We start from the raw sequence: 21367 nt of genomic DNA, 5'->3' as shown, positions 1-21367 counted from the left end.
ACTTCCTGTGCCAGAGCACACACCCCAGCCACCGCCGGTGACTGAAAGCCAGCTGGACGACGGTACCTTCTATCGCCATTGGCGGGCCAACGGGCCCGCGCGCGGCGTGATTCTTCTGGCCCATGGCCTTGGGGAACACAGCGGCCGTTACCAGCATTTCGCCGGCCATTTCACCCGCTGCGGGTACGCCGTGGTCGCCTCCGACCACGTGGGCCACGGGCGTTCTGCGGGCCATCGGGCCCACGTGGACACCTTTGCCGATTACCTGCAGCCACTGTTGGCCCTGCGCAGTCAGATTGACGACTGGTACACCGGGGTGCCGTGTTTTCTGCTCGGGCACAGCCTGGGTGGTTTGATTGCCGCGCGGCTGCTGCTGGACGCACAATCGCGTTTCGCCGGCGCAGCGCTTTCCGGGCCGGCGCTGGCGGTATCCGAGCCGCCTGCGCGCCCCCTGTTGTGGCTGAACCGGTTGCTGGCCTGGCTCTGGCCTACACTCGGCATGCTCAAACTCGATGCCAGCCAGGTCAGCCGCGACCCGCAGGTGGTGGCGGCCTATGAGGCAGACCCACTGGTGCACCACGGGAAAGTCAGCGCGCGGTTGGTGCGCGAGCTGTTCGCCACTATGGCCGAAGTCAACGAGCGGGCGCCCGAGATCACGCTACCGCTGCTGATCATGCACGGTGAAGCCGACGTGATGACCGCACCCTCCGGCTCCAGCGCCATCAGTGAACGGGTTGGGTCCGATGATGTCACGCTGCGCCTCTATCCCGGGCTCTACCACGAAATTTTCAACGAACCAGAGCGCGAGCAGGTTTTTGCCGAGCTCGCTGCCTGGATGCAAGCGCGGGCGTGACAGCCACGGCCCTGATTACCGGCGCCGCGGGTCAGCTCGGTTGCGAGCTGCAGGCAACCGCCCCTGCCGGCGTGCGTGTGGTGGCGCTGGACCGCCGTGGGCTGGACATCACTGACCCCGAGGCGGTGCGCCGGGTATTTGGCGAGCTGCGCCCGGATGTGGTGCTCAATGCCGCCGCTTACACCGCCGTGGATCGGGCGGAGGAAGAAGAAGCGCTGGCCCGGGCGATCAATGCAGACGGGCCAGGGCACCTCGCCGCTGCCTGCGCCAGCACCGGCACGGCGCTGATCCACATATCCACCGATTTCGTGTTTGCGGGTGACTCTGGCCATCCCTACCTGCCGGATGCCCCGCCGGCGCCGCAGGGTGCCTATGGCCGCAGTAAACTGGCGGGCGAGCGGGCGGTCCAGCGCGCGCACCCGCGCGCAATGATTGTGCGCACCGGTTGGGTCTATTCCTGCTACGGCAGCAATTTCGTCAAGACCATGCTGCGCCTGATGCGCGAGCGAGACACCCTGTCGGTGGTGTGCGACCAGGTCGGCACGCCCACCTGGGCGCGCGGCCTCGCAGCCGCCCTGTGGAGCGCTGTTGATCAGCCGTTGCTGCAGGGTGTGTATCACTGGAGCGATGCCGGCGTCTGCAGCTGGTACGACTTCGCGGTCGCCATTGCCGAGGAAGCGACTGCTCTGGGCCTGTTGCGTCAACAGCCTGTCGTGCAGCCCATTCCCTCCAGCGCCTACCCGACGCCGGCGCGGCGCCCGGCCTGCAGCATACTGGACAAGCAGTCCACCTGGGAGGCGCTGCAGCGTGTGCCCCCTCACTGGCGGGTGCAGCTGCGCAGCATGCTGCAGGCATTGAAGGAGTCCGCCGATGCCTAAATCGCTGCTGGTGACCGGCGGTGCCGGTTTTATTGGCGCCAATTTCCTGCACTACTGGCGCCGCCGCTACCCCGACGACGCGCTGGTGGCACTGGATGCACTGACCTATGCCGGCAACCGCGCGAACCTTGCCGCTCTGGAAGGGCAGGCACAGTTCCACTTTGTGCACGGCAATATCTGCGATGAGGCCCTGGTGGCGGACCTGTTGCGCACGCACCGTGTGGATACGCTGGTGCATTTTGCCGCCGAGAGCCACGTTGATCGCTCCATTAGCGGGCCGGATGCGTTTATCGAAACCAATATCATTGGCACCCACAGCCTGCTGAAGACCGCGCGCTCGGTGTGGCTGGACGGCCCCGGGGCCCGCGAGCACCGCTTCCATCATGTATCCACGGATGAAGTCTACGGTTCATTGAACCCGGTTGACCCCGGCTTCCACGAGGCGCAGCAGTACCAGCCGAACTCACCCTATTCAGCGAGCAAGGCGGCCTCCGATCACCTGGTGCGTGCCTATCACCACACCTATGGGTTGCAGGTAACCACCAGCAACTGCTCGAACAACTACGGCCCCTGGCATTTCCCGGAGAAGCTGATTCCGCTGTGCCTGACCAATGTGCTGCGCGGTCGCCCGCTACCCGTCTACGGGGACGGCAGCAATATCCGCGACTGGCTCTACGTGGAAGACCACTGTCGTGGCATCGATCTGGTACTTGCGTCTGGTGCGGTGGGTGAAAGCTACAACATCGGCGGCAATAACGAGTGGCACAACCTGGCCATCGTGGAGCTGCTTTGCGATCAACTCGATCAGCGCTTTGCGGCGGATACGGCGCTCGCGGCGCGCTTCCCCGACGCGCCGGGTGCCCGCGGCGCAGCAGCGCGCTCCCTGATTCACTTCGTCGAAGACCGCGCGGGCCACGATTGGCGCTATGCCATCGACGCCAGCCGTATCAGCGCTGAGCTGGGCTATACGCCGCAGGAGACCTTCGAGAGCGGTATAGAACGGACCATTGACTGGTTTCTCGGCAACGAGGCCTGGTGGCGCCCGCTGCTGGTGCGTTGAGTGTTCAAATCGGCCTTTCAGCAAGGCCGCCATCAACGGTGAGCACCGACCCGTTCATGTAGCCACCGGCGGCCCGGCTTGCGAGCAGCAGCAGCGGCACGCTGAGGTCATCCATGGTGCCCAGGCGCTGCGCAGGAATGGTCTTGATGTAGCGCTCGCCACTCTCGGTCTGGAAGTAATCACTGTTGATGTCGGTGAGGAACCAGCCAGGGCACAGGGCGTTGACTCTGATGTTCTGTCGGCACAGCTCTATGGCCATGGATTTGGTGAGCTGCACGACACCGGTTTTGGAGACGTTATACGCGGCTTTAAGCGCACCCGTATGCAGGCCATAGATCGACCCGATATTGACGATACTGCCGCCTGCTGCGCCGCGGACCATGTGGCGCGCCCCTGCCTGCGCAACACGCCAGGCGCCGTTCAGGTTGGTTTCGATGATGTGATACCAGTCCTGCTCGCCGGTTTCGAGGAACTTGATCGGGTCACTCGCGACTCCGGCGTTATTGATCAGGATATCCAGCTGCCCCCACTCCTGCTCGAACTGGGCGAAGGCGCCGGCAACGCTGTCTGGGCGGGTGACATCCAGGGTAATGGCGCCTGCGTCACCGCCGGCGGCCTGCAGTGCCGCCACCTGTTCCGCGAGCTTGTCGCTGCGCCGTGCGGCAAGGACCACGCGCGCGCCAGCGGCACACAACACCTGGGCAAAATGTGCCCCGAGGCCGCTGGAAGCGCCGGTGACCAGTGCGGTTTGACCCTGTAGCTGAAAATAATCCTGTGGCATATAAGCTCTCCGCGATTGTGCGTGTCGGCCCTTCGCTAGTCGAACAGTGGAATGTTGCCCCAGGCTTCGCCGGCGGCATCCTTCGCCGACAATGTCGGCGACTCGCCCGCTGGAACGGGCCACTCGATGGCCAGCGCAGGGTCGTTCCAGGCCAGTGAGACTTCACTGGCGGGGTGGTAGTAGTCGCTGCATTTGTACTGGAAATCGGCAAACGTGGACAACACATAAAAACCGTGGGCAAACCCCGGGGGCACCCAGAGCATGCGGTGGTTGGCGGCACTCAGTTCCAGGCCGTACCACTGGCCCAGCGTCGGTGAGCTGCGACGCAGATCCACCGCCACATCAAACACCGCGCCGGAGGTGACGCGTACCAGTTTGCCCTGTGGCTGTTCGGTCTGGTAGTGCAGCCCGCGCAGGATACCCTGTGCCGAGCGGCTGTGATTGTCCTGCACGAAGCTGACGTCGAGGCCGGCGTCGCGAAAGGTTGCCGCATTCCAGCTCTCGAGAAAAAAGCCCCGTTCATCGCCGAAAACACGTGGTTCCAGCACGTACAGACCGGCCAATGGCGTGGGTTCAAACGTCATTGCCCAATACCCCGTCATGTTCCAGCAGTTGTTTCAGGTAGAGTCCGTAGCCGCTTTTTTCCAGCGGCGCCGCCAGCGCCAGCAGTTTGTCGGCATTGATGTACCCCATACGGTAGGCAACCTCCTCGGGGCAGGCGATTTTCAGGCCCTGACGCTCCTCCACCACACGGATGAAGTTGGCCGCATCCAGTAGCGAGTTGTGCGTCCCGGTATCCAGCCAGGCGGTGCCCCGGCTCATCACTTCTACCCGCAGATCGCCGCGCGCCAGGTAGGCCTTGTTGACGTCGGTGATTTCCAGCTCGCCACGGGCCGAAGGTCGAATGCCCCGGGCAATATCCACTACCGCATTGTCGTAGAAGTAGAGGCCGGTCACGGCGTAGTGGGAGCGTGGCTGCGCGGGTTTCTCCTCGATGTCCACGGCGACCCCCTGGGCGTTGAAGCTGACAACACCGTAGCGCTCCGGGTCCTGCACGTAGTAGGCGAATACCGAGGCCCCCGACTGGCTCTGGGCGGCATTGCGCAGGCTCTGGGTGAAACCGCCGCCGTAGAAAATGTTGTCGCCGAGCACCAGCGCACAGGGGCTGGCACCGATAAAATCTGCGCCGAGCAGGAATGCCTGAGCCAGGCCGTCCGGGCTGGGTTGAACCGTGTACTGAATGTTGATGCCCCACTGGCTGCCATCTGCCAGCAGGTCGCTGAAGGCCGCCTGATCGCGCGGCGTGGTGATGACCAGGATATCCGTGATACCCGCCAGCATCAGCGTGGCCAGCGGGTAGTAGATCATCGGTTTGTCGTACACCGGCATCAGCTGCTTGCTGACGGTGCTGGTGAGTGGGTGCAGGCGGGTGCCAGACCCGCCGGCGAGGATTATCCCTTTGTACTGCGAAGCGGTCATACCCGATCCGGTCAGTTGAAAAGCGGCGATTATACGGGAAAACGCGCTCAATTGACGACAAGCCGCGGCGATCAGTGCCGTTCACCAGGTTCGGGACTGGCCTCCCCCCGTGCGACACTGCTAGAATCCTCTCGTTGCCGCGCTCTCCGCGGTGATAACGGCGGGCCTGGTGCCTGCCCCTTTCCAACGGTACAGGACAGAGGCGCCGTTATCAGGCAGCTAGACACAGTAGTGAGCGGTCCCCCGGCAGCTGCGCCCGCCGACCCCGCCTGTTCCCCACCGCCTGAGGCGCTTGCCCTGCGGCCACTGCGGATTGCGTTGCTGGGCTATCGCAGCAAGCCCCACGCGGGTGGTCAGGGGGTATACATCAAGTATCTGAGCAAGGCGCTGGTGGATGCAGGGCATACGGTGGATGTGATCTCCGGCCCGCCTTACCCCGAGCTCGACCCGCGCGTGCGCCTGATTCAGCTGCCCAGCCTGGACCTGTTCGAAAACGGCTTGTATTCCCTGCGCCCGCGGCACCTGCGCTCCATGAGCAACATCATTGAATGGCTGAGCAAGCTGACCGGCGGCTTCGCCGAACCCTACACGTTTGGCCGGCGCGTGGTGAAGTACCTGCGCGAGCACCGCGGCGAGTACGACCTGATTCACGACAACCAGAGCCTGAGCTACGGTATGTTGCATTTGCAGGCCATGGGGCTGCCGCTGGTGACCACGGTGCACCACCCCATCACCAGCGACCTGCGTATTGCCCTGTCCGCCGCGCGGCGCTGGCATCAGCGTTTGCTCATCCGGCGTTGGCACTCTTTCCTGCGCATGCAGCAGAAGGTGATTACGCAACTGCACCACGTGGTGACGGTGTCGGACTGCTCGCGGCAGGACATCGCCCGCGACTTCGGCTTGCAGCCCGCGGGCATCGCTCTGGTGCACAACGGCATCGACACGGAGGAGTTTCGACCGTTGCCGGAGGTCGCCCGGCAACCGCTGCGCCTGATGGCCACGTCCTCCGCCGACGCCCCCCTCAAGGGCCTGCGCTACCTGCTCCTGGCGCTGGCGCGCCTGCTGCCGCGCTATCCGGAGCTGGAATTGCTGCTGGTGAGCAAGCCGGAACCCGGTGGGCGCACGGAGCGCCTGATTGAACGCCTTGGGATCAGCGCACACATCCGCTGCGTCAACGGCATCAGCACGGCCGACATGGTGCGCTATTACGCCGAGGCCGCCATTGCGGTGGTGCCCTCCATTTACGAGGGGTTTGGCCTCCCCGCCGGCGAGGCCATGGCGTGCGGTGTGCCGGTAATCTCCACTAACGGCGGCGCGCTGCCGGAAGTGGTGGGCGATGCCGGTGTGCTCGTGCCGGTGCGTGATGCCGAGGCGCTGGCCGAGGCCATCGACAGCCTGCTGCAGGACCCGCAACGTCGTGCCACCCTGGGCAGCGCGGGGCGCCAGCGCATTCTCGAGCAATTCAGTTGGGACGTCTGCGCCCGCGACATGGAAGCCTATTACCGCAAAGTGATTGCCGATGCAGACCGTTGATTTTGGCTATTTCCCCCTGCAGCCTGGCGACCGCGTGCTGGACCTGGGTTGCGGCGAAGGGCGGCACGTGATCGCCGCCTATGCCGAGGCGCCGGTGCAGGCGGTGGGTGTCGACCTGTCGCATGGCGACCTGTGCACGGCGCAGTCCCGCGCCGCCGACTTTATCGAGCCCGGGGCAGAGGACAAGCAACTGCACCTGACCCAGGCCTCTGCCCTCTGCCTGCCTTTTGCCGATGCCAGTTTCGATAAAGTCATCTGCTCTGAGGTGCTGGAGCACATTCCGGACTATCGCGCCGCACTGGTGGAGATCCGCCGGGTGCTGAAGCCGGGTGGGCTGCTCTGTGTCAGTGTGCCGCGCCGCTGGCCGGAGCGTCTGTGCTGGCTGTTGAGCACGCGTTATCACCAGACCCCGGGCGGTCACCTGCGTATCTTCCGCCGCCATGCCCTGTGGGCTGAAATCGAGCGCGGTGGGTTCATTGGCTTTCACCGCCACGGTGCCCATGCCCTGCATGCGCCCTACTGGTGGTTGCGCTGCCTGCTCTGGCGCGAGGGTGAGCAACATTGGCTGGTGCGGCAATACCACCGGCTGCTGGTGTGGGACCTGCTGCAAGCGCCCCGCTTCACCCGCACGCTGGAACGCTGGCTGAACCCGGTACTGGGCAAAAGTGAGGTGTTCTATTTTCGCGCGGAGGCTCGTTCGTGAGTGGCCTGTACCTCAGCCGTGGTCTGTTTCCACAGGAATTCCTGCGACCTACGGTCGAGTACTTGCTCAAGTGCCAGCGCCCCAGCGGCGAAATTCCCTGGTTCGACGGCGGCTACACCGACCCCTGGGACCATGTGGAAGCCGCGATGGGCCTCTCCATTGGCGGTGAACACGCGGCCGCTGTGCACGCCTATCGCTGGCTGGCGGCGCGCCAATTGCCCGACGGGAGCTGGTGGGCTGCCTACCGGGGCGACGTTGTAGACAACAACCATCGGCGTGAAACCAATTTTGTCGCCTATGTAGCGACCGGTGTCTGGCATCACTTCCTGATCAGCGGCGACCGCGCCTTCCTGCAGGAAATGTGGCCCACGGTGCAGGGTGCAATGGACTTCGTATTGGCGTTACAGAGCCCCCACGGCGACATCGACTGGGCGGTCAACACCGCCGGTGAGCCGCTGCGCGATGCTCTGGTGACGGGCTGCAGCTCAATCTACAAGAGCCTGGAGTGCGCCATTAACATGGCAATCACGCTGGGGGACCCACGGCCGGAATGGGTTGCGGCGCGAGCCCGGCTTGGCGCCGCACTGCGCCAGCGTCCGGAGCGTTTCGACCGCAGCTGGGAGAGCAAGGCACGCTTTTCCATGGACTGGTTCTACCCGGTGCTGTCCGGTGCTCTCAGCGGCGCGCCTGCGCGGGCGCGGCTGGCGGCCCGCTGGGAGGAGTTCGTGCACATCGGTCTGGGCTGCCGCTGTGTCTCCGATGAGCCCTGGGTCACGGTCGCCGAGTCCTGTGAGCTGGTGATGGCGCTGCTCGCCGCGGGCGACCACGCGCGGGCGGTAGAGCTTTATAGCTGGTTGCACCAGTGGCGCTCTGACGATGGCGCCTATTGGACCGGCTATCAGTTCGTTGAAGACCTGCTCTGGCCGGATGAGCAACCGACCTGGACCGCGGCGGCGGTGCTGCTGGCGGCCGATGCGCTGACCGGCTACACGCCGGCGGCGCAGCTGTTCACCCGCGTGCAGCTGGTGCCAGATGATGCCGACATGACGGCGCGCGCCCGCCGGGATCAGTAGGCCGGCTCAGAGCCGGCGCAGCACAGCCAGGCTTTCAACCTGCTCAAGCAACGCGAATAAACCCGATTGCAGTGCCAGCCGGTAAATGGCGCGCGGCGCCTGCCCACCCTTTGCCGCATCCGCGTAGACATCGTGAATGGCCAGGATACCGTCGGATTTGATGTGCCCGGCCCAGCAACGGTAGTCAGTGAGCGCCGCATCCAGGCTGTGGCCGCCATCAATGAAGACCATGGCCAGCGGGGTTTGCCAGTGACGGGCGGCAGCGGCAGAACCCGCAACCACGGGTACGACGGTGTCGTTGAGGCCGGCGCGCTCAATGTTGTGGCGAAACGCCCGGAACGTGTCCACCTGCGCCATCTCCGCATCATAGAGTGCCGGGTCGTGGAACATTTCGCCCTGCTGGTGCTCTTCTGAGCCGCGGTGGTGGTCCAGCGCGAATACGGTGCTGCCGTTTTCGTGCGCCGCCAATCCCAAATACAGCGTGGACTTGCCGCAATAACTGCCTATTTCCAGAATCGGGCCTGCGGAGCTGCTGGACTGCGCCCAGCGATACAGTGCCTGGGCTTCGTCCGGGTGCAGGAAGCCCTTGATGGCGTCGATGTCGGGGGGTAGTTGAGCCGGCATGGTGGGTATGGAGCAGCGGTGCCGCTGCTCCTGCCGCTCAGGGTGTGGTGCTGGCTGTGGGCGGCGGCGGTGACTCCAGAGATTCGTCAAGGCGATAGACGTCCTCCGGGCTCAGCAGGCCAGCCTGGGCCTTGAGCCGCATGCTGTTGAGAATGTAGTCATAGCGGCTGTTGGCGTAGTCGCGCTCGGCGGCGAACAGTGTGTTCTGCGCATTGAGTACGTCGACCACGTTGCGGGTGCCCACTTCGTAGCCGGCCTGGGTTGCGTCCAGGGCGCTCTTCGACGACACAATGGCCTGAGCGCGTGCCGCGACGCGAGAGACATCGCTGATAACCGTCATGTGCAGTGAACGCGCATCCGTGACGGTGGTGCGCGCCAGGTTGATGCGGTTTTCCCGCGCCACGTTGAATTCCTGTGCCGCCTGGCGCCGGCTGGCGCTGACCGCTCCGCCGCTGTAGAGCGGCACATCCAGACGAATCTGCCAGACATTCTCGTCCAGCTCACTGTCGGGTGAGGTCTCGAAGCCGGTGGCGGGCGTGCGGGTGAGGTCGCCCTCCGTCTCGTAGTCGGAGTAGGTGTAGCTGCCGCTCAATCGCGGCGCGTGCTCCATCTTGTTGGCCTTGGCCAGTTGGCGGGCGGCCTCCTCGGCGTAGCGTGATGCTTGCAGGCTGAAGTTGTTTTCCAGGGCAAACTCCACCCAGGCAGCGCGATCAGCGGGCACCGGCGGGTTGACGGCGAAGTCGTCCCTGAGCACGTCGAGTTCACTGTGCGCGCGGCCCGTGAGCACCGACAGGCGCTCCAGCGCAACGGAGACGTTGTTTTCGTCGACGATGCGGTTGACCTGGGCGAGGTCGCGGGCGGCCTGCGCTTCATACACGTCCGTGATGGCGATCAGCCCCACCTCAAAACGCTGTTGGGTTTGCTCCAGCTGACGCTCGAATGCTTTTTCCGCAGCGCGCGATGCCGCCAGGTTGTCCTGCGCGCGCAGGACCAGCAGGTAGGCCTCTGCCACACGCACAATCAGGTTTTGCTGGTTGGCGGCGAAGGTCGCCTCAGCCTGTTTGGTGAATTCCTTGCCCGACTGGAAGGTGAACCAGGCCGGCAGGTCGAACAGGGCCTGGTTGAGGCTGACTTCGTAGCCGTCACGGGTGGTCTCGATATCGGTAATCGTCTGTACGGTTTCCAGGCCACCGCCGATGCCGCCGTCGACAGAAAAGCTCTCGTCGGTGGAGCTGCGATCGACGTCCGTATAGTTGTAGTTGGCGTTTACTTGCGGCAACAGTGCCGACAGGCCGAGGTTCTCTGTCTCCAGATTGGCTTTGTACTGTGCCTCTTCGGCTTTCAATTGCGCATCGTTGGCCAGTGCCAGCTCGTAGATGTCGCGCAGGGACTCCGCCCCGGCGGGAGCGACACCCGCGCAGAGTGTCAGCGCCAGCAATGCGGCTCCTGTCTTTCTCATTCTGAATCCTCTGTCCTGCCTGTGCTATAGCGAGTGCGAGTGTAGCAGCCTGAGCGGCTCACCGCATGCGTTAACCGGGTCGCAAAAGCGGTAATATACTCGCGGTTTTCCCGGAGACAAGTGCTACACTCGGCGTTTTCAAAGGGCCTGCGCCGCCACCTTGTGCGCCTGCGGCGGGCTATTATCGGTACAGGACAAGGTCGATGGCAGTGCAGCGGGCTCGCAAGCGCCCTTTTAAAATGGACCTGAAACACCTGCACGCGCTGTGTGAGGCCAACTACGCGCGCCTGCTGCGCCTGTTCCCGGATTATGAGCAGGCCAATGTTCGCGAATTTGCGCTCGGCGAGGCGCGGGTGCGTCTGGAGGTGCTGGAGCGCAGTCGATACACCACGTTTTTTCGCCTGCACCAGGTGCACGGCGAGGACCGCTGGCTGCGCCGGCTGGTCATTGATGTCCGCGCCTACCACGATGCGGGCATGCTCGAAGTCGGGGCTTTCCAGTCCCAGAGCCGCATCCAGGCGCGCTACAGTTACCCCAACGCGCACATGTTCCAGCAGGACGAGAAGCTGCAACAGAATCAGTTCCTCGGTGACTGGCTGGCGCACTGTCAGGCCAATGGTCTCGGCCAGTTGCCGACTGCGACGCCGGGCCAGAATGCCGGGCGTTGATGGCAGTGGCTGAACTCAAACGCCAGGTAGTGCCCGTATCCGGTAGCGTGGTGCGCCTGCTGCAGCTGACCGATACCCACCTGTGCCGTGAGGCAGGTGAGACGCTGCTGGGCATGGATACCGACCACTCCCTGCAGGCCGTGATCGACCTGGCGCTGCGCGAGCAGCCGCAGGTCGATGCGGTACTGGGCACCGGCGACATGTCCAACCACGGTTTTCTCGAAGCCTACCAGCGTCTGCGCGGCTATTTTGATCGCTTCGATGCGCCGCAATTCTGGCTGCCGGGCAACCATGACGATCGCGCGCGCATGGTCGAGGTGGACACCAGCGGCGCCTTGCTCAGCAACGACATCCGTTTTGGTTGCTGGCAGCTGGTGATGCTCGATTCCCAGGTGCCGGGCGAAGTGGGCGGCTATCTGGGTGAAGAGCAGCTGGCGCTGTTGCGGCGGGCGCTGGCGTTGGCTGCGGATGAGAACCTGTACAGCCTCGTGTGCCTGCACCATCATCCTCAGCCGATCGGCTGCCAGTGGCTCGATGAGCAGCGCGTCGCCGATGCAGATGCGCTGTTTGCGGTGTTGGCGGAGTTCCCCGCGGCGCGCGGTGTGCTCTGGGGCCATGTGCACCAAGAGGTGGATCGTGAATGGCGGGGGTTGCGCCTGCTCGGCTCGCCGTCAACCTGCGTGCAGTTTGCCCCCGACAGCGACAACTTCCGGGCCGATACCCTGCCACCGGGCTACCGCTGGCTGGCATTGCATGCCGATGGCCGTATTGAATCCGGCGTGTCCCGCGTCTGGGACGTTTCTTTTACCGTGGACCTGAATTCCGGCGGTTATCTGCAGGATTAGGCTGGAAACGGGCGTGCTGCCCTGCCGCTGGGGTACAATGCAGCCGGCTCGACTAACGCAGTTTCAGGAAACCACAGGCAGGCATGAGCAACTACACCGCGGAAGATATTGAAGTCCTCACCGGGCTTGAGCCGGTGCGCAAGCGCCCCGGCATGTACACCGACACCACACGCCCCAACCATCTTGCCCAGGAGGTCATCGACAACAGTGTCGACGAGGCCCTGGCCGGTCACGCGACCCGTATCGATGTGATCCTGCACCGCGACGGCGCCATCACGGTCAGTGACGACGGCCGCGGCATGCCGGTCGACATTCACCCGGTACAGGGGCGCCCCGGGGTGGAAGTGATTCTCAGCACCCTGCACGCCGGGGGCAAGTTCTCCAACAAGAACTACCAGTTCTCCGGTGGCCTGCACGGTGTCGGGGTGTCGGTGGTCAACGCCCTTTCCCTGCGCCTTGAGGTCACCATTCGCCGCGACGGCAGCGTCTACCGCATGGCCTTTGCCGGGGGCGAAAAAGCCAGCGAGCTGGAAGTGATCGACACCTGCGGCAAGCGGAACACGGGCACCGCCATCCACTTCACGCCGGACCCGCAATACTTCGACTCGGTGAACTTCTCCGTCATGCGGCTGCAGCATGTGTTGCGCGCCAAGGCTGTGCTCTGCCCCGGCCTGCGGGTGACCTTTCGGGATGAAAAGAAGGGCGAGACCGACGAGTGGTATTACGAAGACGGCCTGACCGACTACCTCTGCGACGCCACCATCGACTTCCCCTGCGTACCCGAGCAGCCTTTTGTCGGCAGCTTCAGTGGCCGCAGTGCGGCGGCGGACTGGGCGGTGCAATGGCTGCCGGAAGGCGGGGAAGTGGTGGCCGAGTCCTACGTCAACCTGATTCCCACCGCGCAGGGCGGTACCCACGTGAACGGGCTGCGCACCGGCCTGCTCGACGCGTTGCGCGAGTTCTGCGAGCTGCGCAGCCTGCTGCCCCGGGGTGTGCGCCTGGCGCCTGACGATATCTGGGATCGCTGTTGCTATGTGCTGTCGGTCAAACTGGAAGACCCGCAGTTCTCCGGCCAGACCAAGGAGCGGCTGTCGTCCCGCGAGGCGGCGGCGTTTGTGTCCGGCGTGGCCAAGGACGCCTTCAGCCTGTGGCTGAACCAGCACACCGGCGAAGCCGAGCGCATTGCCGAGCTGTGCATCAACAACGCCCAGAACCGGCTGCGCACGGCGCGCAAGGTCACTCGCAAGAAAGTCACCGCGGGCCCGGCCCTGCCGGGCAAGCTGGCAGACTGTTCCGGCGAGGACCCGACCCGCGGTGAGCTGTTCTTGGTGGAGGGCGATTCGGCCGGTGGTTCCGCCAAGCAGGCGCGCAACCGCGAATTCCAGGCCATCCTGCCGCTGCGCGGCAAGATCCTCAATACCTGGGAGGTGGATTCACAGGAAATCCTCGCCTCGCAGGAGGTACACAATATCTCCGTTGCTCTGGGCATCGACCCCGCCAGTGACGACCTCTCCGGCCTGCGCTATCACAAGGTGTGCATCCTCGCGGATGCCGACTCCGACGGCCTGCACATCGCCACCCTGATCTGCGCCCTGTTCGTGCGCCATTTCCGCCCTCTGGTGACGGCGGGCCACGTGTTTGTGGCGATGCCACCCCTGTACCGCATCGACGTGGGCAAGGAGGTGTTCTACGCGCTGGACGAAAGCGAGAAGCAGGGCGTGCTGGATCGCATTCAGGCTGAGAACAAGAAGGGCAAGGTCAACGTACAGCGTTTCAAGGGCCTCGGTGAGATGAACCCGCTGCAGCTGCGCGAAACCACCATGGACCCGGATACGCGCCGTCTGGTGCGGCTGGTGATCGATGCCGGCGATGAAACCAACAGCATGCTCGATATGCTGCTGGCGAAAAAGCGCGCGGGTGATCGCAAGGCCTGGCTGGAGAGCAAGGGCGACCTGGCGGACATCGCGGTTCTCAGTTAGCGCCCGATTGAGCTCTGCAATGTGAACTGACAGCGGACTTTGCGCTCAAAGTCGTTATAGTTGGAGCGAATTCACGGTGACGATGGAGGCAAGGCAATGAAGATGATAGGCAAGGGGCTGCTCGCCGCAGCCATGCTGTTGGGCAGCACGCTGGCCCAGGCCCAGTGGGAGTTGGACAACAGCCGGTCCAGTGTGGATTTCCTGTCGATCAAGAATGACGCGATTGCCGAGAGCCATCACTTTACCTCGCTGGTCGGGTTTGTCAGTGCCGAGGGGCAGGTGCAGGTGGGCATCGACCTCGACAGCGTGGAAACGATGATTCCCATCCGCAACGAGCGCATGCGCGAGCTGCTGTTCAAAACGGCGCAGTTTCCCGCGGCGAATATCAGCGCCAACGTGTCCCCGGAACTACTGGATATCGTGACTGATGGCGGCGTGGTATCCACCGACATTGAAGTGGTGCTCACGCTGCACGATAAGGAGGCCAGCCTGGCCGTGCCGGTGCTGGTTACCGGTACCGAGGGCAGTTTGTTGCGGGTAATCAGTGCGCGCCCGGTGGTCATCAATGCCGAGACCTTCGGTCTCGCCGCGGGCGTGCAGGCGCTGCAGTCGGTTGCCGGTCTGGACGCGATCAGCACCGCCGTGCCGGTGACGTTCAACCTGGTGTTTGCCCCGGCCGGCGGCTGATTCCGCCGGCATTGCCGTTTACTGGCGGGTGCCCTCCAGGCGGCTCAGCAGCGCGCGGTAACTGGGGTTGTCCGGGTCGCTGGCCAGCAGCAGCTTTGCCCAGTGGCGGGCCCGCTCAAGGTCCCCGCTGTTGGCGGTATAGTTGACCAGCGCCAACAGGATATCCGCGTTGCCCGGCGCCTGGCGTTGCACCGCCTCCAGTGTGGCAATGGCCTGTGTTATCTCGCCGCTGTCGTGCAGGGCGATGGCATACACGTAGCGATGGCGCGTGCCCTGCTCTTCCAGTTCAGCCGCCCGCCGCAGGTAGTCCATGGCCTCCTCCCGCTTGCCCGCGCGGGTTTCCAGTAGCCCCAGAGCGTGCAGTGCCGCAGCGTTATCCGGCGCAATGGCCAGCGCCGTCTGCAATTCGCTGCGCGCCTCGTCCTCGCGCTGCAGCAGGCGCAGCAGGTCGGCGAGGTTCAGGCGTGCCGGCAGTAGCTGTGGATTCAGGTGCAGCGCCTCGCGGTAGGCCTTTTCAGCGGCTGGCAGGTCGCCGCGGTTGAGCAGGAACATGCCCAGCTGCAGCTGAACACCGGGCATGTCGGCGTGCTCCGCCTGGATGGCGCTGTACTCAGCAAACAGCTGGCGCAACGCCTCGGCATCGGGCTCTGCCAGCTGTGCCAGGGGCACCTGTGCGAGGCTCTCGGCGACGGCCATGCGCACACTCGTGACGCTGTCGTTCACCAGCGGCTGCAGCAGACCATAGCGTTGTTGCAGTGGCTGGTTGGCGAGGCGGCGCACCGCGCCCAGACGCAGCAGGGGTTCGCTGGATTGCAGCAGTGCCTGTGCTTCGGGCGCAGGCGCAACACCCGCCTGTCCCAAGGCGGTCAAGGCCGTCGCGCGCATGATGGGGGTTGTGCTGCCGTCCGCCGCCAGCTGCTCCACATCAGGCACGGCCTGCACCTGGCCTTCATGCAATCGCTGCAGGGCGCGTGCGGGGTGGGAGCTGGAGTCGGTGAAGTTCACGCCCCAGTCGCGCACCGCGGCCAGCGCCCAGTTGGCGTCCTTGTCGGTATGACACTGGTTGCAGGCATTGGGCACGCCCATGGTCACGCTCAGATCGGGCCGCGGAATGCGCATGCTGTGGTCGCGACGCGGGTCCACCACCATGTAGGTGGTTTCCGGCATGTGGCAGTTGGCACAGGCCGCACCGCTGGAGGCCTGTGGGTGACGGTGGTGCGCCGGCTGGTCGTAGACTGCCGCCTGGTGACACTGCGCACAGACCCCATTACCGGGGGCCCGCAGCTGCAGGCTGTGGGGCTCGTGGCAGTTGCTGCAGACCACCCCGGCCTGATGCATTTTGCTCTGCACCCAGGAGCCGTACACAAAGACTTCGTCACGTATTTGCCCATCGTGATGGTAAAGCGGACTTTCCGGCAGCGCCAGTCGGTGGGTGTCCAGCAGCGGCTTGCCGTAGTGGTATTCCCCCAGGGTGCCGCGCCGTGAATGGCAGCGGCCACAGCTGTCGATTTGCGTGTTTGCCTCCAGCGGTTCCAGCCGGCTGGCGATGGCGGCACCGTCTTTGAAGGCCCAGTCGCCCCGCTGGCCCAGCGAAAGCGGGAAACCGGCCCCCTCGACTTCCGCGGCGCCGCCGTTTTCCAGCAGCCTAAGGTGCGCTTCTCCGGGGCCGTGGCAGGCCTCACAGCTCACGTCTACCGCGCTGAAGCGGGTATCGAAGCTGCGTGTGGCAGCGTCGTAGCGCTTTTCCACCTCGGTGCTGTGGCACTCGGCGCAGCGCGTGTTCCAGTTCATGTAGGGTCCGGTCCAGTGCAGCGGGTCTGTGTGATCGGTGATCTCTTCCGGATTCAGGTGAAACCAGCGCTGCCCGCCCTCTGCCGCCGGGCGCGTATCCCAGGCAATTTCAAAGGCCTGTAAGCGTCCACGGGAGAGCGGCAGCAGGTATTGCTGCAGTGGATAGATACCGAAGGTGTAGCGCACCGGAAAATCGGCCAGTTTGCCGTCTTCACCTGCCGTGCGGATCAGCCATTGGTCACCCTCGCGGAAGAATGTGGTGGTAACGTCGCGGTGGGTGAAGGTGGCCTCGTCGAAGTCGCCCAGCACCGTGTCCTGCGTTGGCGTGGTCATCGCCAGGTCGTGGTGTGATCCCTGCCACAGCGCGTGCTCTTGCGCATGGCAGCTGGTGCAACTTTCACCGCCGACAAAATCAACGGACGCGTGAACCTGCGCGGCGAGTGCCAGCCAGAAGATAAAGAGTGTGCGCAGCACGGTGTGAATACCTCGACCTGAAGAGGCGTCAGGCTAACCCATGGCCGGCTGATTCCCAAGTATGGGGCGCGAGTTTTCCCGTGGCTGCAATGTGCGCCCCCACAACTGGCGCTGCAGCGAGCCTGTTTCACCGCTCGCGCCGTCCGCCAGCCAGCGGGCCAGAACCGCCGCGACATCCGGGTAATGTAGTGTTGGCGGTGGTGTCGGTCGGGCCAGCCAGGTGCGCAATGCGGCGGGCGTCAGCTCCTCTGCCACGCTGGCGTAGCCGAGTTGGCGCAGGGCCATGGCGTTGGCCAGCTGCTCCAGTTGCCCTTGCAGGGGCCGTGTGAGCACCGGCTTGCGCCAATGCAGACACTCACTCACCAGTTCGAAGCCGCTGTTGCAGATAACGCCCGCGCAACTCGCCAGCGCCTGCTTGAAGGTGGCAACCCGCGCCGGGTGCTGCTTTACGTTGCCGAATGTGGCCTCCGGCAAGCCTGGCCCGAATAGTTCGAAACGCTGCCTTGGCAGCTGTTGCAGTACGTCAATCACGCGCTGCGCGTCCTCGAAGGGCAGATAGACGACGACATGCTCCTGTGGCCGGGTGTCGAGTGCGGGCAAGTCGAGGATGGGTGGCAGCACGTTGCTGGCATACGGGTGCCAGTGCAGGCCAATGCCCCTGTCCACGGGCGCGAAATACTGCATGATCCGTCGGGCCAGCCAATGCCCCGCCGGGGTGGGCGTGGCCCCGCCAAAGGCGTACTGGTGGCCAATGCCGATGGTGGGTATGCCCGCTCTGCGCCCGGCGCGCGCTGCGATAGGCTCGAAGTCGGTGACCACCAGATCAAAACCCTGCAGGGGCAGTGTGCGTATATCCCGCCGGAACTGCAGCAGGTTGTTCTGGCTTGCCGTGCGCCGGTAGCGAACTCTGCCGTCTTCGGTGGCGAAGGTCAGGCCGCGCCGGTGCAGGTAATTGCCGAACGGCGCCATGTCGAAGAGCTGCTCCGGCGCGCGCCCGGAAAACAGCCAGACCACGTCAACATCCAGCCCGCGAAACGCCTCGGCCATTGCCCGTGCCCGGCTGATATGGCCGTTACCGGTCGCTTGCACGCCGTAGAGTATGCGCATCAGGCCAGCCCCAGCAATCCTGCGGTGAGCAGTGCCGAGCCCGCGCCCATGATCGCTCCCGCGGCGGTATCACCGGGAAAATGCACGCCGAGCAGAACCCGTGACATCGCCACGCCGCAGGCCCAGGCGAACACCACTGCGAAGGGGCCGCCATAGAACAGGGTAAGCATCGTCGCCAGCAGGAAGGCCGCTGAAGTATGCCCAGAGGGAAAGCTGAACTGATCGGATGCCGTGATCAGGCTGCGGAAACCCGGAACGGCAACTTGCGGCCGCGGCCGGCGCAGGCTGTTTTTCAGGGTCCAGTAGAGTGTGCGTTCCGCCGCAAGGGCCACAGCCAGCGCTGTGGCGAAACCCTCGGCGTAGGGAGCGTTGAGCAGCCACAGCAGCATCGGCACCAGCACGTGCAGGTAGCCGTCTCCGGAGCGAGAGAGCGCACGCGCGAGAGGGCGCACCGTGCGCCGCTCACCCTGGGGAAAAATGCGGGTGAGCAGGTGAAGGTCGAGCCTGTGCATGGCATTGAGCAGCTTCATGGGCCCAGTGTTGCGCTGCCGCATGGCAACCGCATGACAGCGGTGTGACGGTTTCATGAATTTGTCGGCCCCGCCGCTTAAGAATTCCGCAGGGCGGCTGAGCATTAATAATTTACAGTGGACGGGGGCTCTCCTACCATGCTCGTTTCAGCCGTTGGGTAATACAGGAAGCGCAGGGTGAAACTGGGAATTTTGAAGACCGACGCGGTAAGGCCAGAGTGGGTGCCGGATTTCGGGGAATACCCCGATATGTTCATCGCCTTGCTGGGTCGGCTCGATCCGGCCATCGAGTTTCGCGTGTACGATGTGCAGGAAGGCGTTTACCCGCAGGATATCGACGAAGTGGACGGCTACTTGATTACCGGCAGCAAAAGCAGCGTGTACGACACTGACCCCTGGATTGCCCGCCTGCTGGATTTCGTGCGGGAGCTGCACGCCCGGCGGAAAAAGCTGGTGGGTATCTGTTTTGGTCACCAGTTGGTGGCGCAGGCGCTGGGCGGCAAAACGGAAAAATCACCCAAGGGTTGGGGTGTGGGTATCCACCAGCACCGGTTCCAGCAGCTGCCTGCCTGGCACGACCAGGGGGCTGCCGCGTTTGCCATTCTGGTCAGCCATCAGGATCAGGTGGTGAGCCCTGCTCTGGGCGCCGACGTGCTGGCCGGCAGCGAGTTCTGTGAAAATGCTGTCTGCCAGGTAGGTGAGCACATACTCACGTTCCAGGGGCACCCCGAGTTCGTGCCGGGATATGCGCAGGAGGTGATGCAATTTCGCCGTGAGCGCATTGGTGAAGAGGCCTACACTCGCGGCATGGCTTCGCTGGCGGAAGACGCCGAAGCGGAGCGCGTTGGGCGCTGGATACTCGCGTTTCTGCGCAAGTAAGCCTGCACCCCGCGGGGCTACCAGGTGCCCGTATTGGGCATGGAGGCCCAGGGCTCGGCGGCCGGCAGGCTGTCTCCGGCCTGTAGCAGCTCAACGGAAATACCATCCGGGGAGCGGATAAAGGCCATGTGGCCATCGCGCGGCGGGCGGTTGATGGTGACGCCCGCGTCCAGCAGGCGCTGGCAGAGGGCGTAGATATCCTCCACGCGGTACGCCAGGTGGCCGAAGTTGCGGCCGCCACTGTAGCTTTCCGGGTCCCAGTTCCAGGTGATTTCCAGCAACGGACTGCTCGCGGTGCTGGCGTGCTCGACATCGCCCGGAGCGGCCAGGTAGACTAGGGTGAAGCGCCCGCCCTCGCTGTCGTAGCGGTTCACTTCCACCAGCCCCAGCTTGTCGCAGTAAAAGTCCAGCGAAGCGTCCAGGTCGCTGGCGCGGACCATGGTGTGCAGGTATTGCATGTGGTTCTCCTTAGTGTGAGGCGTACTTTATGGGTGTCAGTCCACAGCTGCAAGTCAGCCGTAAAGAGGCTGTTCAGCGAGCCACTGAACTCCGTAACGTTTGGTAAGGCCTCACTTCTCACAGATGTTGCATTTAAGTAGTGTGCAAGTTGAGGAAAAAATCCAGCGGAAAAATGGATCTGAAGCGGTAATGCTGGAAGAGGATACGTGGCATGAATGATCGAAATCGAGCGATACCTTTCAGTGGCGAAGCGCGCATGAATGAAGGCAGTATTTTCCGTGTACCCACTGATGCTGCAGTCCTTCTGCCCTGGCAGTTGTTACAACTCGAAAGAGGCCATCCCACCGCGCTTGTCTACGATGGGGAGAGCCGGGCCATCCATGTGCAGTACCCGGATTTTGGCGACATCCAAACTCTCCACGGATACACCCTTGATCACTACAATCACATGTTAATGCTCTGTCACAGCGATTTGGAGCACTAGTCGCGATTGACCGACCACCGCCTTGCAGCTAGCAAAGGCCATACCGCCGCACTCCTTGAGGTACAATCCGCCTTTTTCACCGCCGCGACCGGCGGCCCCCAGCGGAGTATCTTATGTGGTTCAAAAACGTGCGGGCATATCGCCTCACAACGCCTTTTTCCCTTGCAGCCGAGCAACTCGAAACCCAGTTGGCACAGCGCCTCTTCCAGCACTGTGCGGCTACCCAGCCGGTATCCCTGGGCTGGGTGCCGGCATTGGGTGGTGAGACAGAAGCACTGGTGCATCCGGTTGACGGCCGTTTCCTGTTGCGCTTGCGTCGCGAGGAGCGTCTGCTGCCGTCCACTGTAGTGCGCGAACAACTGGCGGAGAAGGTCGCGGCGATTGAAGACGACCAGGGGCGCAAGGTGTACCGCAAGGAACGTTTGACGCTGCAGGACGAGATTGTTCTCGATTGCCTGCCGCGCGCCTTCACCCGTTCTGCGTATCTCTACGCCTACATCGATACGCGCGCCAACTGGGTGTTTGTCGATGCCACCAGCGCGGCCCGCGCCGAGGAGTTCCTGAACCTGCTGCGCGAGTGCATCGGCAGCTTCCCGGTGGTGCTGCCACAGGTCAACAATGCGCCAACCGCCAGCATGACGGCGTGGCTGGCCCACCAGAGCCTGCCTCAGGATTTCGCGCTGGGGGAAGAGTGCGAACTGCGCGAGCCCGGCGATGAAGGCGGCGTAGTGCGCTGTCGCGGCGTTGATTTGCTGGGTGAAGAGGTGGAGACTCACCTCAATGCCGGCAAGCAGGTGGCGCGCCTCGCGCTCAGCTGGGAGGAGCGGGTATCGCTGGTACTGGCAGAGGACCTCTGTCTGCGGCGCCTGAAATTCTCGGATGAGTTGCTGAAGGAAAACGAAGATCTGCCGGAAGCGGATCACGCTGCGCGCCTGGATGCGGATTTTGCGCTGATGTCGGACCTGGTAACCCGTCTGCAGGAGCGGGTCATAGACCTGTTCGGTGGAGAAATGGAGTAACG

General features: G+C 64.0%; 22 protein-coding genes. 13 read left to right on the top strand and 9 right to left on the bottom strand.

What is annotated here, in order from left to right; all coding sequences use genetic code 11:
• Nucleotides 1-7 precede the first annotated feature (7 nt).
• Genes EGJ68_RS01455 through rfbB form a run of 3 tightly spaced genes read left to right on the top strand, consistent with a single transcriptional unit; the run spans nt 8 to nt 2791 of the window.
• A complete protein-coding gene (locus EGJ68_RS01455; protein ID WP_199227894.1) occupies nt 8-853 on the top strand; it encodes an alpha/beta hydrolase in 846 nt (281 codons plus the stop codon).
• The gene (gene rfbD / locus EGJ68_RS01450; RefSeq protein ID WP_199227893.1) at nt 850-1731 is read left to right on the top strand and encodes a dTDP-4-dehydrorhamnose reductase; all 882 of its coding nucleotides are present in this window, start codon (nt 850-852) and stop codon (nt 1729-1731) included. Before EGJ68_RS01455 ends, rfbD begins: the two co-directional genes overlap by 4 nt.
• Nucleotides 1724-2791: a dTDP-glucose 4,6-dehydratase gene (gene rfbB, locus EGJ68_RS01445; protein ID WP_123032786.1), complete on the top strand. Its 1068-nt coding sequence runs from the start codon at nt 1724-1726 to the stop codon at nt 2789-2791. Before rfbD ends, rfbB begins: the two co-directional genes overlap by 8 nt.
• 4 nt (nt 2792-2795) lie before the next feature.
• On the opposite strand, the gene EGJ68_RS01440 is transcribed toward rfbB, so the two are convergent.
• From EGJ68_RS01440 to rfbA, 3 genes are read right to left on the bottom strand one after another with little or no spacing between them, the layout of a single operon-like run.
• Nucleotides 2796-3572: an SDR family NAD(P)-dependent oxidoreductase gene (locus EGJ68_RS01440; protein WP_123032785.1), complete on the bottom strand. Its 777-nt coding sequence runs from the start codon at nt 3570-3572 to the stop codon at nt 2796-2798.
• A gap of 35 nt (nt 3573-3607) precedes the next feature.
• Nucleotides 3608-4156: a dTDP-4-dehydrorhamnose 3,5-epimerase gene (rfbC, locus tag EGJ68_RS01435; protein WP_123032784.1), complete on the bottom strand. Its 549-nt coding sequence runs from the start codon at nt 4154-4156 to the stop codon at nt 3608-3610.
• Nucleotides 4146-5051, bottom strand: a complete 906-nt coding sequence (rfbA, locus tag EGJ68_RS01430) for a glucose-1-phosphate thymidylyltransferase RfbA (protein WP_123032783.1) — start codon at nt 5049-5051, stop codon at nt 4146-4148. The genes rfbC and rfbA overlap by 11 nt, the downstream gene beginning before the upstream one ends.
• A gap of 231 nt (nt 5052-5282) precedes the next feature.
• Here rfbA and EGJ68_RS01425 point away from each other — a divergent pair, with 231 nt between their 5' ends.
• Genes EGJ68_RS01425 through EGJ68_RS01415 form a run of 3 tightly spaced genes read left to right on the top strand, consistent with a single transcriptional unit; the run spans nt 5283 to nt 8360 of the window.
• Nucleotides 5283-6584, top strand: a complete 1302-nt coding sequence (locus EGJ68_RS01425) for a glycosyltransferase family 4 protein (RefSeq protein ID WP_123032782.1) — start codon at nt 5283-5285, stop codon at nt 6582-6584.
• A complete protein-coding gene (locus EGJ68_RS01420) occupies nt 6571-7287 on the top strand; it encodes a class I SAM-dependent methyltransferase (protein ID WP_123032781.1) in 717 nt (238 codons plus the stop codon). Before EGJ68_RS01425 ends, EGJ68_RS01420 begins: the two co-directional genes overlap by 14 nt.
• The gene (locus EGJ68_RS01415; RefSeq protein WP_123032780.1) at nt 7284-8360 is read left to right on the top strand and encodes a prenyltransferase/squalene oxidase repeat-containing protein; all 1077 of its coding nucleotides are present in this window, start codon (nt 7284-7286) and stop codon (nt 8358-8360) included. Before EGJ68_RS01420 ends, EGJ68_RS01415 begins: the two co-directional genes overlap by 4 nt.
• A gap of 6 nt (nt 8361-8366) precedes the next feature.
• Here the strand turns inward: EGJ68_RS01415 and EGJ68_RS01410 are convergent, their stop codons facing one another.
• Both EGJ68_RS01410 and EGJ68_RS01405 read right to left on the bottom strand, forming a co-directional pair.
• Nucleotides 8367-8984, bottom strand: a complete 618-nt coding sequence (locus EGJ68_RS01410; RefSeq protein WP_123032779.1) for a class I SAM-dependent methyltransferase — start codon at nt 8982-8984, stop codon at nt 8367-8369.
• A 37-nt stretch (nt 8985-9021) separates the two neighbouring features.
• Nucleotides 9022-10443 carry a TolC family outer membrane protein gene (locus EGJ68_RS01405; protein WP_123032778.1) on the bottom strand — a complete coding sequence of 474 codons (1422 nt, stop codon included), beginning with the start codon at nt 10441-10443 and terminating at the stop codon, nt 9022-9024.
• Nucleotides 10444-10646: 203 nt separating this feature from the next.
• On the opposite strand from EGJ68_RS01405, the gene EGJ68_RS01400 reads away from it, so the two are divergent.
• The 4 genes from EGJ68_RS01400 (at nt 10647) to EGJ68_RS01385 (ending at nt 14622) form a co-directional block, all read left to right on the top strand.
• Entirely contained in the window at nt 10647-11111 is a 465-nt protein-coding gene (locus EGJ68_RS01400) for a DUF1249 domain-containing protein (protein ID WP_123032777.1), read from the top strand.
• 5 nt (nt 11112-11116) lie between these two features.
• Nucleotides 11117-11956, top strand: a complete 840-nt coding sequence (cpdA, locus tag EGJ68_RS01395; RefSeq protein ID WP_123033978.1) for a 3',5'-cyclic-AMP phosphodiesterase — start codon at nt 11117-11119, stop codon at nt 11954-11956.
• 83 nt (nt 11957-12039) lie between these two features.
• Nucleotides 12040-13935 carry a DNA topoisomerase IV subunit B gene (gene parE / locus EGJ68_RS01390; RefSeq protein WP_123032776.1) on the top strand — a complete coding sequence of 632 codons (1896 nt, stop codon included), beginning with the start codon at nt 12040-12042 and terminating at the stop codon, nt 13933-13935.
• Nucleotides 13936-14031: 96 nt separating this feature from the next.
• Entirely contained in the window at nt 14032-14622 is a 591-nt protein-coding gene (locus EGJ68_RS01385; RefSeq protein ID WP_123032775.1) for a YceI family protein, read from the top strand.
• Nucleotides 14623-14640: 18 nt separating this feature from the next.
• Here the strand turns inward: EGJ68_RS01385 and EGJ68_RS01380 are convergent, their stop codons facing one another.
• Genes EGJ68_RS01380 through EGJ68_RS01370 form a run of 3 tightly spaced genes read right to left on the bottom strand, consistent with a single transcriptional unit; the run spans nt 14641 to nt 18581 of the window.
• Nucleotides 14641-16887, bottom strand: coding sequence for a tetratricopeptide repeat protein (locus EGJ68_RS01380; protein ID WP_233248637.1), 2247 nt, complete (start codon nt 16885-16887; stop codon nt 14641-14643).
• A 33-nt stretch (nt 16888-16920) separates the two neighbouring features.
• The gene (locus EGJ68_RS01375) at nt 16921-17994 is read right to left on the bottom strand and encodes an MJ1255/VC2487 family glycosyltransferase (protein WP_123032774.1); all 1074 of its coding nucleotides are present in this window, start codon (nt 17992-17994) and stop codon (nt 16921-16923) included.
• Nucleotides 17994-18581, bottom strand: a complete 588-nt coding sequence (locus tag EGJ68_RS01370) for a phosphatase PAP2 family protein (protein ID WP_199227892.1) — start codon at nt 18579-18581, stop codon at nt 17994-17996. Before EGJ68_RS01370 ends, EGJ68_RS01375 begins: the two co-directional genes overlap by 1 nt.
• A gap of 120 nt (nt 18582-18701) precedes the next feature.
• On the opposite strand from EGJ68_RS01370, the gene EGJ68_RS01365 reads away from it, so the two are divergent.
• Nucleotides 18702-19403, top strand: coding sequence for a glutamine amidotransferase-related protein (locus tag EGJ68_RS01365; RefSeq protein ID WP_123032773.1), 702 nt, complete (start codon nt 18702-18704; stop codon nt 19401-19403).
• A 17-nt stretch (nt 19404-19420) separates the two neighbouring features.
• Here EGJ68_RS01365 and EGJ68_RS01360 read toward each other — a convergent pair whose 3' ends face one another.
• The gene (locus EGJ68_RS01360; RefSeq protein WP_123032772.1) at nt 19421-19861 is read right to left on the bottom strand and encodes a VOC family protein; all 441 of its coding nucleotides are present in this window, start codon (nt 19859-19861) and stop codon (nt 19421-19423) included.
• Nucleotides 19862-20073: 212 nt separating this feature from the next.
• Between EGJ68_RS01360 and EGJ68_RS01355 the strand changes: the two genes are divergently transcribed.
• Nucleotides 20074-20346, top strand: a complete 273-nt coding sequence (locus EGJ68_RS01355) for a hypothetical protein (protein WP_158283449.1) — start codon at nt 20074-20076, stop codon at nt 20344-20346.
• A 113-nt stretch (nt 20347-20459) separates the two neighbouring features.
• Complete coding sequence (gene rdgC / locus EGJ68_RS01350) at nt 20460-21365, top strand: recombination-associated protein RdgC (protein ID WP_123032770.1); 906 nt, start codon at nt 20460-20462, stop codon at nt 21363-21365.
• The last annotated feature ends 2 nt before the right edge of the window (nt 21366-21367 follow it).

This window comes from Haliea alexandrii, assembly GCF_003719295.1.
Lineage (GTDB): Bacteria > Pseudomonadota > Gammaproteobacteria > Pseudomonadales > Halieaceae > Haliea > Haliea alexandrii.
The sequence above is the reverse complement of the archived record's forward strand: the minus strand, read 5'-3'. Positions and strand labels throughout refer to the sequence as shown.

What these genes read in the sequence shown, in the direction of transcription:
- rdgC (WP_123032770.1), top strand. Translation starts at nt 20,460, where the DNA reads ATGTGGTTCAAAAACGTGCGGGCATATCGCCTCACAACGCCTTTTTCC.
- EGJ68_RS01360 (WP_123032772.1), bottom strand. Translation starts at nt 19,861, where the DNA reads ATGCAATACCTGCACACCATGGTCCGCGCCAGCGACCTGGACGCTTCG.
- EGJ68_RS01400 (WP_123032777.1), top strand. Translation starts at nt 10,647, where the DNA reads ATGGCAGTGCAGCGGGCTCGCAAGCGCCCTTTTAAAATGGACCTGAAA.
- EGJ68_RS01370 (WP_199227892.1), bottom strand. Translation starts at nt 18,581, where the DNA reads ATGAAACCGTCACACCGCTGTCATGCGGTTGCCATGCGGCAGCGCAAC.
- rfbC (WP_123032784.1), bottom strand. Translation starts at nt 4,156, where the DNA reads ATGACGTTTGAACCCACGCCATTGGCCGGTCTGTACGTGCTGGAACCA.
- rfbB (WP_123032786.1), top strand. Translation starts at nt 1,724, where the DNA reads ATGCCTAAATCGCTGCTGGTGACCGGCGGTGCCGGTTTTATTGGCGCC.
- parE (WP_123032776.1), top strand. Translation starts at nt 12,040, where the DNA reads ATGAGCAACTACACCGCGGAAGATATTGAAGTCCTCACCGGGCTTGAG.
- EGJ68_RS01420 (WP_123032781.1), top strand. Translation starts at nt 6,571, where the DNA reads ATGCAGACCGTTGATTTTGGCTATTTCCCCCTGCAGCCTGGCGACCGC.
- EGJ68_RS01405 (WP_123032778.1), bottom strand. Translation starts at nt 10,443, where the DNA reads ATGAGAAAGACAGGAGCCGCATTGCTGGCGCTGACACTCTGCGCGGGT.
- EGJ68_RS01375 (WP_123032774.1), bottom strand. Translation starts at nt 17,994, where the DNA reads ATGCGCATACTCTACGGCGTGCAAGCGACCGGTAACGGCCATATCAGC.
- EGJ68_RS01355 (WP_158283449.1), top strand. Translation starts at nt 20,074, where the DNA reads ATGAATGATCGAAATCGAGCGATACCTTTCAGTGGCGAAGCGCGCATG.
- EGJ68_RS01440 (WP_123032785.1), bottom strand. Translation starts at nt 3,572, where the DNA reads ATGCCACAGGATTATTTTCAGCTACAGGGTCAAACCGCACTGGTCACC.
- EGJ68_RS01385 (WP_123032775.1), top strand. Translation starts at nt 14,032, where the DNA reads ATGAAGATGATAGGCAAGGGGCTGCTCGCCGCAGCCATGCTGTTGGGC.
- rfbA (WP_123032783.1), bottom strand. Translation starts at nt 5,051, where the DNA reads ATGACCGCTTCGCAGTACAAAGGGATAATCCTCGCCGGCGGGTCTGGC.
- EGJ68_RS01410 (WP_123032779.1), bottom strand. Translation starts at nt 8,984, where the DNA reads ATGCCGGCTCAACTACCCCCCGACATCGACGCCATCAAGGGCTTCCTG.